The organism is Prosthecobacter sp. (assembly GCF_044227185.1).
GTDB lineage: Bacteria > Verrucomicrobiota > Verrucomicrobiia > Verrucomicrobiales > Verrucomicrobiaceae > Prosthecobacter.
The window spans coordinates 12,948-26,808 of the sequence record NZ_JBGAFO010000008.1 but is presented as its reverse complement, the minus strand read 5'-3'; the positions used below and the strand labels follow the sequence as shown (position 1 = coordinate 26,808).

General features: G+C 63.6%; 4 protein-coding genes. 3 read left to right on the top strand and 1 reads right to left on the bottom strand.

Annotated elements, in window-relative coordinates; genetic code table 11:
- Positions 1-14 precede the first annotated feature (14 nt).
- Positions 15-437, top strand: coding sequence for a hypothetical protein (locus ACILSQ_RS18765; RefSeq protein WP_395745184.1), 423 nt, complete (start codon positions 15-17; stop codon positions 435-437).
- Between the two features lie 721 nt (positions 438-1,158).
- Positions 1,159-1,386, top strand: a complete 228-nt coding sequence (locus ACILSQ_RS18760; protein ID WP_395745183.1) for a hypothetical protein — start codon at positions 1,159-1,161, stop codon at positions 1,384-1,386.
- A gap of 227 nt (positions 1,387-1,613) precedes the next feature.
- Here ACILSQ_RS18760 and ACILSQ_RS18755 read toward each other — a convergent pair whose 3' ends face one another.
- Complete coding sequence (locus ACILSQ_RS18755; protein WP_395745182.1) at positions 1,614-3,641, bottom strand: DNA gyrase/topoisomerase IV subunit A; 2,028 nt, start codon at positions 3,639-3,641, stop codon at positions 1,614-1,616.
- A 335-nt stretch (positions 3,642-3,976) separates the two neighbouring features.
- On the opposite strand from ACILSQ_RS18755, the gene ACILSQ_RS18750 reads away from it, so the two are divergent.
- Positions 3,977-13,660 (top strand): Ig-like domain-containing protein, encoded by a 9,684-nt coding sequence (locus ACILSQ_RS18750; RefSeq protein WP_395745181.1) that lies wholly within the window; start codon positions 3,977-3,979, stop codon positions 13,658-13,660.
- Positions 13,661-13,861: the final 201 nt, after the last annotated feature.

Sequence of the window (13,861 nt, the reverse complement as noted above, 5' to 3'; positions counted from 1 at the left end):
CCGCTGCCTGCATCATGAAATCGACGATTCTTTCCATTCTCATTTTGGCGTTCGCTCCATGGATCGTTGCTGCGGAGTCACCGACCCTCGGCACTGCCGAGGATGCAGTCCTTCACCTTCAGCAGATCTGGCGCGGCTCCCTCGCAAGCAAGCTCAAGGGCAGCCCATTCTTTCCATCGCTGCAGCACCAGATGTTCGAACCCAATCGAGTTGGCGCCAGGCGCACGAGCGCCGTCGAGGCATGGAAGCATGTTTCCGGCAAACTCACCCCCCAAGAGAGGCAGACCCTCATCCTCGTGGGCAAACTCGACGACCTCAAACGCGACAGGCCTGTATGGGTGGTCACAAACCCGGGCGACCTCGGCAGCGGCTTCGAGGCGTATCTCGACGCAACCACCGGCGAAGTGCTCTTTTTGTGGATCGGTCCCGAAGGCTGACGGACGCCACAACGCCGCTGTTCCGTACGGCGCAGCGCGGGGCGACGCCCCCGAACAAGTGGACGCCTTCTGCGCCCACGTGGCCGCGATCGCGAAGGAGTACCCGGAGGGAGCGGGGTATCAGCCAGGGGTGATTTTGTAGCCGCAGGCTGGCAGGGCGGCTTGTCCCAAGCCGCTGCTGCCCAGCGCGGTGCGGGACGGACGGCAGATTTCCTCATTTCCTCGGGAGGGGGTACACGCACGTAAGCCACTCGTGGCGGGATGACGGACGGAATTCAACAAGTTCAACCATTTCAACGCCTGGGGATTCGCGCGAGCGCACGCGGGCGGCCGGTGGAGGAGGCTTTGTGCCATGGTTTGCCAGGGGGTTCTGAATTTTGCCCCCCCCAATTCTTTGACCATTTCCCTGGAACGCTGAAACGAGCAGCCTCCACTTAACCGAGTGCCATTCATGCCGGACATTGGGGGCTGCTCCACCTGGCCAATGATCTGCGCGAATACCCAGGCGTTGAAATGGTTGAAGTTTCTCATCCCCACCCCCTGCATGAGGAATCAAAACAGCGCCCTGCCATTTCAAGAGGCCGCTTTCTCCTGGTCAGTCTGCAGCGGCTTGCAATCTTGCCCGCCAGCGACGAGTCGTTCCACGACTGGTTTGCTCTTACCACCTACGGCGACGCCCCTCGGAAGGGGGGCTGGCTTGTGCCTGTTATCAGATGAAATCATGAATGCCACCCAACAACCAGTTTGGATTTCGTGGGTGTTTTGGACCATGGTTCTAAGTCCGGTCATCGCGGGACTCTTCACGTATCTGGCAGCCACCATTCTCGTCGTTCGCGGCCGCAAAGGGGTCAGACGGCTGGTGCTCATTGGAAGCATTCTTCTGCTTCTGGGGGTGGCTTTTGTCGCCTTGAACTGGGAAAGGATACTTTCCATCAACCCCTATGGATAGCCCAGGGGCCGTCGGATCTCAGCCGAGGCACCCCAGGGTAACGCTGCCGGTTCCCAGCAGCATTGGCAGCACGCTTCACCGCATGCTCGCACGCTACGGTGCCGACCTCCACGATTAACCGTCTGAACCGAGCGCTGGTCATGACGGGCAAAGGCCTTCTGGGCTTCGGCCCGCTCTGGAGAGCGCGAAGCTTCCGGAGTGGCCTAAAGCTCATGGCTATTTTCTCACTACGCCTCCCCCGCCTTCGGCTCCCGCACCACGCGGTCCACAGAATGCTTGGTGATGATGTTTCCCTGCGACTCGCGCCCCTTGATGGCGATGGAGTTGAAGGGGAACTTGATCGCCAGATTGCGCAGGTACAGCGCGGGCTTCAGGTGTACCACCACGGTCTGGGCGTTGCTGTCCTCCTCGGTCTCGTGGCGCATGAAGTACAGCACGCTTGAGCCCGGCGTGCCTTTGGTAAGCACATACTCCTTGTCTCGCGTGATCCCGCCGATGCGGAAGCGCTTGGCCATGAGGCTGCCCTGGCGGCCGTCGCGGTAGATCAGGGTATAGACCGCCGTGTCGTCCTTCTTGAAGAGGTTGACATAATGCGGGTTCTTGCCCACAAAGAACTTCGGCGCCGCCTTCGTCACGCTCATCGTGCCTTCCTTGGTGAAGAAGATCACGTCGTCCAGCGGGGAGCATTTGCAGATCGGCTCGCCTTCGCGCTTCAGGCTCGTGCCGGCAAACCCGTCCTTCGCGTTCAGGTACAGCGTCTCTCCCTGCACGATGACTTCCGCGGCGGCCACGCGCTCAAAGCCGCTGATCACCGTTTTGCGCTCACGGCCTGCGCCGTAGGTTTTTTTGAGCTCTTCAAAGTGGCGGATGGTGTACTTCGTCAGACCCTTCAGGAACTTCTCCGCCTGCTCGATTTCTTCTTCCAGCTCGCGGATGTGCTCGTCGGCCTCGAAGCTGTTGAACTTCGAGATGCGCTTGATCTTGATCTCGGTCAGTCGCGCCACGTCGTCATTCGTCACCTCACGCTTCAGCACGCTGAGGTGCGGCTTGAGTCCTTTCCAGATGGCTTCCAGCACCGCCTCCCAGGTTTCGGCTTCTTCAATGCGGCGGTAGATGCGGTTTTCGATGAAGATCTTTTCCAGCGAGCTGAAGTGCCATTTCTCATTCAGCTCACCGAGCAGGATGCCCAGCTCTTCGCCGAGGATTTTCTTCGTGTTCTCCGCGCTGGCCTTCAGCAGATCGTTCACGTTCATGAAGCGCGGCTTGTCATCCTGAATGACCACCGCGTTCGGGGAGATGGAGACCTCGCAGTCGGTGAAGGCATACAGCGCCTGGATCGTCTGGTCAGCATCCGTGCCGGCAGGAAGCTGCACCACGATCTCCACCTTCTCCGCCGTGTTGTCATCCACGCGCGCGATCTTGATCTTTCCTTTGTCGTTCGCGGCCACGATGCTGTCCATCACACCCCCGGTCGTCGTGCCGTAGGGGATCTCCGTGATCACCAGCATGTTCTTCTTCGCGCCTTCCTCGATCTTCGCGCGCACGCGGATGCGGCCGCCGCGCAGCCCGCCGTTGTAGTCGCTCGCGTCCATGATGCCGCCGGTGGCAAAGTCAGGCTTTAGGTCCACCTCCTCGCCACGCAGCGCGGCGATGCTCGCATCACACAGCTCAATGAAATTGTGCGGCAGAATGCGGCAGGAAAGCCCCACGGCGATGCCTTCCACGCCCTGCGCCAGCAGCAGCGGAAACTTCACCGGCAGCGTCACCGGCTCCTTGTTGCGTCCGTCATACGAGGCTACCCACTCCGTCACCTTCGGGCTGTAAACCACATCCAGCGCGAACTTGGACAGGCGCGCTTCGATGTATCGTGGCGCCGCCGCGTTGTCTCCCGTCAGCGTGTTGCCCCAGTTGCCCTGTGTGTCGATGAGCAGGTCCTTCTGGCCGAGCTGCACCATGGCATCGCCAATCGAGGCATCGCCATGCGGGTGGTACTTCATCGTGTTCCCCACCACGTTCGCCACCTTGTTGTACCGGCCGTCTTCCAGCTCGTCCATGCTGTGCAAAATCCGGCGGTGCACCGGCTTCAGGCCGTCATTGATGTGCGGCACCGCACGCTCCAGGATCACATAGCTGGCGTAGTCGAGAAACCAGTCGCCATACAGCGTGTCCACGGGCTTGTGCTCCACCGGTGCGGCGGAGGGCAGGATGGGGGAGAAGGCTTCTTCAGCGGATTTTTTGGAGGACTTTTTGGCCACGGCGGAAAGGGAAGGGGAACAGGGGTGGCGAGAATAGACAGTGACGGGGCAAGTGCAAGGACTCGCAGCAGCCAAGCGCAGACAATCAACCTCAGTCAATCATTCAGCAGGGGAAAGCTCATTTACAATCTACTGAATTGTCCCGCGGACGGGCTGGTTGCTTCTTCCCATCTTTGAAAAAACGCGCAAACATGAATCACAATATTGAAGGATTTCTGAGGGGGGGGCGGAGTTTTGCGCCCATAGTGTGGAGTGCATGCGTGCTCTTTTTTTGCGCCGCATCCCCTCAGGCAGTTAAGGGGGATCCCGCCAGCCATGCGCAACAGGACGCGCTGATGGCCGAGGCCGCCCGCCTCGCTCCGGCGGCGGAGGCCGTCGTGATGAATGTGGGCTCCATCTCGCCCGCGGAGTTTTCCTCCAAGGGAAACTGGAGCGCTGTGATTCCGTGGTCCCCGCACATTCCCGTGTCCGCCGCCCTCCTTCCAGACGGCAGGCTTCTGACCTTTGCCTCCAACCAGCGCACCACCTTCCCTGAGGGGCCGCAGTTCACCTACGCAGCGGTGTGGGACCCCGCGACGGGCCAGTTCACAGAGATCAACAATGGCCGGCACGACATGTTCTGCGGCGGTCTTTCCCTCCTTCAGGACGGCCGGCTTCTCGTCAATGGCGGCAACAGCGTCAACGGAAACGTGGCCCTCGCCAGCCTGTTCGACTGGCGCACCAATGAATGGGTGCCGGCGCAGACGATGGCGGACGGCCGCTGGTACAACACCAGCATCGCCCTGCCAAATGGCGAAGTCCTGACGGCAGGCGGGAACAGCGGCTCCAATGCCGACGGCACCATTGAGCAGTGGAATGCCAGCTCCGGCTGGCGTCGCATGAGCGGGATCAACTGGGCGCCAGTTTCAAATCCGCCCATCGCCAATGCGATCGAAACCAACTGGCATCCCTTTTTCCTCGTCGCGCCTGATGGGCGCGTGGCCCACTTTGGCCCGCATCAGGCGCTGGACTGGATCACCGCCACAGGCTCGGGCTCCATGACCTCTGCTGGTGCCAGCATTCCGGGCACCCATTATCCAAAGCAGGGCTCCTGGGCCATGTACGCCCCCGGAAAAGTGATGGTCGCCGGAGGCCTTCGCGCCATCGATGACGGCACCGTGGTGAACAAGGCCTTCACCATCGATCTCAATGGCGCCACTCCCGTGCTCGCCTCCACCGCCCCCATGGCCAATGCTCGCTCGTTTTCAAACACCGTTATCCTGCCAAATGGCGAGGTCATGGTGGTGGGCGGAAACTCCTCCGGCCAGTTTTTCAGCGACGTGGGCGCGGTCTTCACTCCGGAGATCTGGAATCCCACGACCGGCCAGTGGCGCGGCGTGGCGGACCTCACCATACCGCGCAACTACCACTCCCTGGCGTTCCTGCTGCCAGACGGGCGCGTCTGGTCGGGCGGCGGCGGCTTGTCTGGAGATGCCGCCACCGATCACCAGGATGCACAGGTGTTCACTCCGCCGCAGCTTTTCAATGCGGACGGCTCCGCCGCGGTGCGGCCGGTGATCACCGCGGCGCCGGACCGCATCAGCCCCGCCAGCGTCTTCATCGTAAACGCCAGCAGCAATGTGCAGTACTTCAGCGCCATAAGCATGTCGGCGCAGACGCATTCGGTCAGCACGGGCCTGCGCCATGTGCGCTTCACCCACACAAATCCCTCCTCCGGCGTCTATGCCGTCACCGCTCCGTCCAGCATCAATGTGCTCACTCCCGGTTACTGGATGATGTTTGCGGTGGATTCGAACGGCGTGTGGTCTGTCTCACGCATCATTCAGGTCACCAACGCCACGCTGCCCGTCGTGACAAATCCCGGGCAGCAGAGCGTCACACGGAACAGCGCCGTCTCCCTGCAGATCAATGCCAGCGCTTCCAGCGGCACGCTGAGCTACACGGCCAGCGGCCTCCCTGCGGGACTCAGCCTGAACTCCGCCACCGGCTTGATCTCCGGCACAGTCACCGCCTCCCCCGGCACCTACCGCAGCACCATTCTCGTGAGCGCCGCCGGTCAGGTCAGCTCCGTCTCGTTCAACTGGATCGTCATTCTGCCCAATCTCGGCAGCGGCCAGTTGATGCGTGAGTACTGGACGAGCCTCCCCGGCGCCACGGTCGCCAGCCTCACCAGCAGCCGCCTCTACCCGGCCAATCCCAACGGGCGCGATCTCCTCGCCGCCTTTGATGCACCGCAAAACTGGGACGACAACACCGGCCAGCGCCTGCGCGGCTTCCTCTACGTGCCTGTCACCGGTCAGTACCAGTTTTTCATCTCCAGCGATGATGAGTCCAGCCTGCGGCTCAGCACCGATGCAAATCCCGCCAATGCCGTGGAGATCGCCAGCCAGGCCGGATGGACTCCGCCCGCCACCTGGACATGGTATCCGTCTCAGACCTCCGCGCTCATCACCCTTCAGGCGGGAAAACGCTACTACATCGAGGCCTTGATGAAGGATGGAAATGGCGATGATCATCTCTCTGTCGGCTGGATGAAGCCGGGAGACACGGCCGTCTCCATCATCGCGGGCACCTACCTCTCGCCCTACCTGCCGGTGGAAAATCCGGCGGCGACCTGGAGCTTTGACGAAGCAGCCTGGAACGGCACCGCAGGCGAGGTGAAATCCACCGCCTCAAGTTGGTTCGCCATCTCCGGCACCGCCAGCGGCGCCACCACCACCAGCGCGAATCCCGCGCTCGGCGGCAATCCCGGCACCGGCCCCAGCGCGCAGTTCAACGGCACCACTCAGAGCGTCGTCATGCCCTACAACGTTGCGTTGAACCCCAACGACTTCACCATCGCCGCCTGGGTGCGCCACGATGCCGCGCTGGGCACCGCCCGCTGCATCCTCGCCTCGCGGGACGAATCCACCAGCACCAGGAAAGGCTACGGCCTGTGGGTCACTCCGGATGGCTTCTGGCAGTTGCGCACAGGCGCGGACGCTTCAGGATTGAAAGGCACCGCCGTCACCGTCGGTCAGTGGACCCACATCGCCGCCACCTTCCGCACCACCAGCGTCTCCGGCCAGACGCTCACCGGCACCCGCAGGCTTTATGTCAATGGTGTCCTCGTCAACGAAGACACCGGCACCTACGTGCCAAACACCGCGAAGCCCTTCGTCGTCGGCGCGGCAGACAGCCCCGGCACCTCCTTCTTCGCGGGCGCGGTGGATGAAGTCACCCTGCATCAGGCACCCTTGTCCCAGCCGGACATTCTCACCCTGCGGGACCTGCGCCACCCCACCAGCACCACCGTGCAGAACCAGCCCCCGGTCATCACCAATCCAGGCACGCAGGGCTCGCTCATCGGCGCGGTGGTCTCCCTGCCCGTGAGCGCCACGGATCCAGAAAACAATCCCATCACCTTCGGCGCCACCGGTTTGCCCACGGGCCTTTCCATCTCGTCCACATCAGGGGTCATCTCCGGTTCCACCACTGCGGCGGGCACCTTCAATGTCACCATCAGTGCCGCCGATGGCATCAGCACTCCCGCCACCGCCAGCTTCACCTGGATCGTCTCCGCGGGCCTGACGCTCCAGCCCCTGACCGCCGCGCCCCAGGCCACCGGCTCTGCGCTCACCTTCACCGCGCAGTCTGCAAACGGTCTGAATCCCCGCTACAAATGGAACTTCGGCGACGGCACCCCGGAGACCGCCTGGCTCACCACCACCAACATCACCCACACCTATGCCGGGCCCGGTCGCTATCTTGTCACCCTCACCGCCACCGACGATACCGGTGCCACCATCACCGGTACTTTCTACCAGGCGGTCTATGCCGCGCTCACCACGCGCAAGCCCGCCACCTCCAGCAGCATCGTCTATGAGCATCCCGCCTCCGGCAATGACCGCGTCTGGTGCGTGAATCCGGACAACAACAGCGTCAGCGCCTTTGACACCGTCACCCGCGCCCGCTATGCGGAGATCACCGTCGGCACCACGCCGCGCAGCCTCGCCCTCGCACCAGATGGCAGGCTCTGGGTGGTGAATGGTGAAACGGGCACGATCAGCATCATCAACACATCCACGCGCGCAGTCGCGGCCACGGTCACGCTCGCGTATGGCTCACGGCCCTTCGGCATTGTGTTTGATCCCGCTGGCACCGCCGCCTGGGTGACGCTGGAGTCCACCGGCAAGGTGCTGAAGCTGAACCCCGGCACCGGCGCGCAGCTCGCCTCGGTGGATGCCGGCGGCCCCGTCCGCCACCTCTCCATCTCCGCGGACAGCACCCGCGTCTATGCCTCCCGCTTCATCACGCCGCGTGTCACCGGTGAAAACACCGCCACGCCTGTGCTCACCGGCTCCGGTGGTCAGGTGGTCGTCATCGGCACCACCGCTCTCGCTGTGGAGCGCACCATTCTTCTCAATCCGAGCACCGCGGCGGACACCTCCACCTCCGCGCGCGGCCTGCCAAACTACCTCGGCGCTCCCGTCATTTCACCCGATGGACTTTCCGCCTGGGTGCCGTCCAAGCAGGACAACATCCAGCGCGGCGTCTTCCGCGACGGCCTGCCCCTGAATCATGAAAACACCGTCCGCGCCATCGTCTCGCGCCTGGACCTCACCTCACAGGCGGAGCACCTCCCTTCGCGCGTTGACTTTGATAATGCCGGCATGCCGAGCGCCGCCGCCTATGATCCATACGGCATCTATGTCTTCACCGCGTTGGAGGCCAGTCGCGCCATCGCCATTGTGGATGCCTGGTCACGGAGCGAAATCATCCGCTTTCCCGCGGGCCGCGCTCCCCAGGGCGTCGTCCTTTCTCCAGATGGCGGCACGCTCTACGTGCAGAACTTCATGGACCGCACCATCACCGTGCATGATGTGAGCGGCATCGTCCAGGGTGGCGGCGTCGCGCCCACCACCACCGCCACTCTGAACGCCGTCACCACCGAGAAACTCACCGCCCAGGTGCTCCAGGGCAAGCAGCTCTTCTACGATGCCCAGGACTCACGCCTCGCGCTCCAGCAGTACATCAGTTGCGCCGCCTGTCACAACGACGGCGGGCACGACGGCCGTGTGTGGGATCTGACCAATTTCGGCGAAGGCCTGCGCAACACCATCACGCTCAAGGGCCACGCCAGCCAGGGCATGCTGCACTGGTCTGGAAATTTCGACGAAGTGCAGGACTTCGAAGGCCAGATCCGCACCCTCTCCGGCGGCACCGGCCTCATGACAGACGCGCAGTTCAACACCGGCACACGCAATCAGCCGCTGGGAGACCCCAAGGCGGGCGTGAGTGCGGACCTCGATGCCCTCGCCGCCTATGTCAAATCTCTCACCACCACCGGCAACAGCCCGAACCGCACCAGCGCCGGGGCTTTGAGCACCACGGCAGCCGCCGGGCAGCAGATCTTCCGCGCTCAAAACTGCGCATCCTGCCACTCCGGCACCGGCTTCACCAACAGCGCCCTCAATGTCTTTGCGGACATCGGCACCATCAAGCCTTCCAGCGGCAAGCGTCTCGGCAGCCCGCTCACCGGTCTCGATGTGCCCACGCTGCGCGGTGTCTGGGCCACCGGCCCCTATCTTCACGATGGCTCCGCCGCCACCCTCTCAGACGCGATTACCGCGCACCGCGGGGTGACCCTGACGGCTTCGGACCTTTCCTACCTCGCTGCCTTTGTGGCCAGCATTGACGATGCTCCCACCACGGCGCCGCTGCCCTTCACACTCGCGCTCACCACACCTGCCGCCAGCGTGACCGCCACCTTCACCGTCACCGCCACCTTTAACGGTGCCGCCTCCGGGTTCACACTCAGCGATGTCGTCGTCACCAATGGCACCACCTCCGCATTCAGCGGCAGCGGCACCACTTACACCTTCAAGGTCAAACCGACCGCCGCAGGTCCCGTGACCGTCAGCGTCCCTGCCAGCGCCGCTACAGACAGCACCAGCCTCGGAAACTCCGCCTCAAATCTGCTCACCGTAAACTACAGCGTGACAGACACCACGGCACCCACCGTGGCATTGACCACTCCCAGCACCAGCGTGAGCGCGCCCTTTGTCGTCACCGCCACCTTTAGTGAAGCCGTCACCGGTTTGCTCGCTTCAGAGTTCACTGTCACCAATGGCAGCGTCACCGCGCTCTCCTCCACGGGCGTCGTGTACTCTGCCACCATCACCCCCGCCACCTCCGGCGCGGTCACGGTCAAACTTCCCGCTGGCATGGCGCAGGATGCGGCAGGAAATCTGAACACCGCCTCCAACACCCTTTCCGTCACCTACACGCCAGGCGCGGGACAGGTCACACGCATCCAGGCCGAAGACTTTGACCAGGGTGCCGAAGGAGCCGCCTACCACGACACCGACACCGCCAATCAGGGCCAGCTTTCCTCCGGCCTGAACTACCGCACCACCAGCGTGGACATCGAGCCCTCGGAGGACGGCGACGGCACGCCCTCCATCGGCTGGATCGCCGCCGGTGAGTGGCTGCGCTACACCACCACGCTTCCTGCGGGCACCTACAGCTTCAATGCACGCATGGCCTCTCCGCTCGCCGGGCCCTCCCGCATGAATGTGGTGGTCAATGGCACGCTCGCCACCACGCTGAGCATCACCGCCAGCGGCGGCTGGAACACCTGGAAGACTTTCTCCACCACCGGCATCACCCTGCCCGCCGCCGCTGTCGTGCGCATCGAGTTCCCCGATGGCAACGTCAACTTCAACTGGATGGAGTTCGTCGCCACCTCCACCACTCCCGACACCACGCCGCCGTCTGCCACTCTTGCCACCAGTTCCAGCAGCGTGTCCGCGCCCTTCACGGTCAGCGCCACTTTCAGCGAAGCCGTCACCGGAGTGACCTTGACTGATTTCACTGTCACCAATGGCGCTGCGTCTGCTCTGACCGGCAGCGGTGCCTCCTACAGCGTCACCATCACTCCCGCCGCCAATGGCGCGGTCACCGTCGCACTGCCCGCCGGTGCCGCCGCGGATGCCGCCAGCAATGCCAGCCTGGCATCGAACACTCTCAGCGTCACCTACACCGCACCCGTGGTGCCCGCGCCCACCGTGCTCCTCAGCACCACATCCTCCAGCGTCTCCGCACCCTTCACCGTGAACGCCGTTTTCAGCCAGTCAGTCACCGGTGTGGCACTGGGCGATTTTGTCGTCACCAATGGCGCGGCCTCCACGCTCAGCGGCAGCGGTGCTTCTTACAGCCTCCTCATCACCCCCACGACCGCGGGTGCCGTCACCGTCAGCATCCCGGCCAATGCCGCGTTGAATTCGACCAGCGTGGGCAATACCGCCTCGAATCTGCTCGCCACCACTTACACACCGCCGGATGTCACGCCGCCCACGGTTCTCCTTTCCACGCCTTCCAGCAGCGTCACTGCGCCCTTCGTCGTCACCGCCACCTTTAGCGAAACCGTCACCGGCGTCGCGTTGAATGACTTCAACGTCACCAATGGTGCGGCATCCGCCCTGAGTGGCAGCGGCATGACTTACACCGTCACGATCTCCCCCGCAGCCAGCGGAGCGGTCAGTGTGACTTTGCCGGTAGGCGCCGCTTTCGACGCGGCCAGCAACGTGAGCCTGCTCTCCAATACCCTGAGCGTGACTTACACCGCGCCCGTTGCCCCCGCCGTCCTGCTCAGCACCTCGTCCTCCAGCGTCACGGGTGCCTTCACCGTGAACGCCGTCTTCAGCCAGTCAGTCACGGGCGTGGCTTTGAATGATTTTGTCATCACCAAAGGCGCCGCCTCTGCACTCACCGGCGGCGGCGCCTCCTACAGCATCCTCGTCACGCCCAATGCTTCGGGTGCCGTCACCATCAGCATGCCCGCCGGTGCTGCCATCAATGGCACCGGCGTTGCGAGTCTCGCGTCCAATCTTCTCTCCGTGACTTACACTCCGCCGGACACCACTCCGCCCACGGTCGTGCTTTCCACCTCATCCACCAGCGTCACCGCTCCCTTTGTCGTCACCGCCACCTTCAGCGAAAGCGTCAGCGGTCTTCTCGCCTCGGAGTTTGCTGTCACCAACGGCGCCGTCACCACTCTTTCCTCCGCCGGCGCCGTCTGGTCTGCCACCGTCACGCCCACGGCGGCGGGAAATGTCACCGTCAGTCTTCCGGCAGGCGTCGCGCAGGATGTCGCGGGCAACAACAACACCGCCTCCAATCTTCTCACCGTGTCCTATTCTTCCGCCACCGCCACCAATGGCCTCACCGGCGACTACTACATCGGCAAAAACTTCGATCAGTTCAGCTTCACCCGCACCGAGTCCACGCTCGACTTCACCTGGGGCGCGGGCAGCCCCGATCCACGCATCCCCACCGATGGCTTCAGCGTCCGCTGGACGGGCTACATCACTCCTCGTTACAGCGAGACCTACGACATCATCTCCGTCACCGACGACGGCGTGCGGCTCTGGGTGAACGGCCAGCTCGTCGTCGATAACTGGAACGACCACGGCGAATCCTGGGACAACGGCACCATCACCCTGCAGGCCGGCGTCACCGTCAGCGTCGTCATGGAGTACTATGAAAACGGCGGAGACGCCACCGCCCGCCTCCTGTGGGAAAGCCCCAGCCAGCTCCGCGAAGTCATTCCGATGAGCCGCTGGCTGGTCAGCGCGCCCGCCGGATCTCAGGCTGCTCAAAACTCCGTCACACTGACCTCCCTGGTGCCTGAAACAGTGCAGCTCGGCGCTGGCGGCGCCGGTCTCGCCGGGGCTGGCACCGATGAGGATGATGAGCCGGACCTTCTGGAAACCGCGCTCGGCTCCTCCACCGCCAGCGGCATCACCCAGCCCGGAGAGGGGCTTCAGCTCGTCACTCGCAACAACACCAGCATCGACGCCACACTCCTGCGCCCCTCAGGTCAGAGCGGCCTCACTTACAGCCTCGAAAGCACCAGCGACCTCATCACATGGTCTCAGCTCATGGTGACGCCCGCCGTCGTGAATCAGGGCAATGGCTGGGAACGTGCGACCTGGTCCAACCTCCACGCTCTGAACGGCCAGAGCCTCACGCGTGGCATCATCCGCCTGCGTGTCACGCAGACCGGTGGCGCCACGGCCGCCAGCACGCCGCTGGGCTGGCAGCAGACTGTTCTCAATCCCGGCACCCAGAGTTTCGGCCTCAATGTCATAAATCAGGCCCTCTTCACCGGCGGCATCACCGCCGCGGATGCCACCAGCGTCACCCTCAGCGAGCAGTCCGCGCTGGCCGCGGTCGTCGATCCCGCACAGCGTTACTATCTCGAAATCATCAGCGGCCCGCAGGCCGGTCATCGTCTTGAACTGCAGAGCCTCTCCGCCGACGCCTGCCTCATCGTCGCTGACTCGCCCAACACCACGCTCGCTGCGGCCGATGTGGCCGCCTTGGCAGGTTCGGGTACGCGCGTCAGTCTCCATGCCCATCGCACCCTCGGCACAGTCTTCGACCCCGCGCGTTTCCAGGGTTCCACCGGGCCCACTAGCGCGGACCAGGTCCTGTTCTACACATCTTCCGGTTACACCACCTACTGGCTCTACGCCCTTGGCAGCACCCGCTGCTGGGTCTCGAACGGCGGCGACCTCACCAGCATGAATGACGTCGTCATTCCACCCGGCACCGGCGTCATGCTGCAACTCGCCAGCACCACGCCCGCGCCCCTGCTCGCCACCGGAGCCGTGCGCACCACGCCCTTCGTCCGCCCGCTGCAGGCCGGGTATAACCTCTTCGCCAATCCCTGGCCGCTCGACGCCACCCCCGCCCAGGCCGGCCTCACCTCCTCCGCCTTTGTGGCTGGCACCGCATTCTCCAGCGCCGACCAGTTGCAGCTTTGGAAAGGCGATGTCACTCCCGCCGCCTCCGGTTATTCGGGCTACTGGCTTTTCCAGATGTCCGGGCAGCCATCACCCATCTGGATTTCCACTGGCGACGCCACCCTCCTCTCCCGCAACACCACCCCCCTCCTCCGCACCGGACGCGCCACCTTCATCAAGACCCTGCCCAGAACCAACCGCCCGGTGTGGGTGATCCCGCCTCCCTGAGGGAACAAATAGAGGATTTGTCCCAGGAACGCGGACTTCTAGTCTGCGGTACTCCGCAAACAACTGCCGCTCCGCTATTCACCGCGCCTCGGCTCGCGTACACCTGCCCATGCATTTCGGTCGTTCCATCATCAACATCACACGCCCTGCGCCGACGACCTGCTGCGGACTAAAGTTCGCGCGCCTGAGACGCTTCACTCC